Below are 736 nucleotides of genomic sequence, written 5' to 3'. Positions count from 1 at the left end.
GTCGACGTCCATGTGCAGCGCCAGCGCCTTGCCGACGGTGTGACCGAAGCCCGGCAGGACGTTGAACACGCCTTTCGGAATGCCGGCATCCAGCGCGAGTTGCGCGATGCGGATCGCGGTCAGCGGCGATTTTTCCGAAGGCTTGAGGATGAACGAGTTACCGGCGGCCAGGGCCGGGGCGAATTTCCAGCTGGCCATGATCAGCGGGAAGTTCCACGGCACGATCGCGGCAACTACGCCGGACGGCTCGCGGGTCACCAGACCGAGCTGGTCGTGCGGCGTGGCAGCGACTTCGTCGTAGATCTTGTCGATGGCCTCGGCGCTCCAGCGGATCGCGTTGGCGGTCGCGGGGATGTCGATGCTCATCGAGTCGCTGATCGGTTTGCCCATGTCGAGGGTTTCCAGCAGCGCCAGTTCTTCCTGGTGTTGCAGGATCAGATCGGCGAAGCGAATCAGGATACGCTTGCGTTCGGCCGGAGCCTTGTTGGCCCACACGCCGGAGTTGAACGATTGACGTGCGACTTCGACGGCGAGGTTGGCGTCGGCTTCGTCGGTGCTGGCCACGGAGGCGAGGAAACGGCCGTCGACGGGGCTCAGGCATTCGAAGGTGGCGCCGCTGATTGCCGGGCGGTATTCACCGTTGATGAAGGCGCGGGATTCGATGGTCAGGGACTGGAAGCGCTGTTCCCAGTCGTTGCGGGTTGTGGTCATTGTTGTGGCTCGACAAGGGGGGGAT

1 protein-coding gene is annotated in these 736 nt (G+C 63.9%); it reads right to left on the bottom strand.

The genetic code is table 11. From position 1 onward, the window contains the following. Positions 1 to 711, bottom strand: a 711-nt coding sequence (locus DBR24_RS31515; protein ID WP_256591280.1) for an aldehyde dehydrogenase family protein, incomplete at its 3' end; no start/stop codon positions are given. Positions 712 to 736: the final 25 nt, after the last annotated feature.

The sequence above is a fragment of the Pseudomonas sp. HMWF006 genome, assembly GCF_003061205.1.
GTDB lineage: Bacteria > Pseudomonadota > Gammaproteobacteria > Pseudomonadales > Pseudomonadaceae > Aquipseudomonas > Aquipseudomonas monsensis.
The sequence above is the reverse complement of the archived record's forward strand: the minus strand, read 5'-3'. Positions and strand labels throughout refer to the sequence as shown.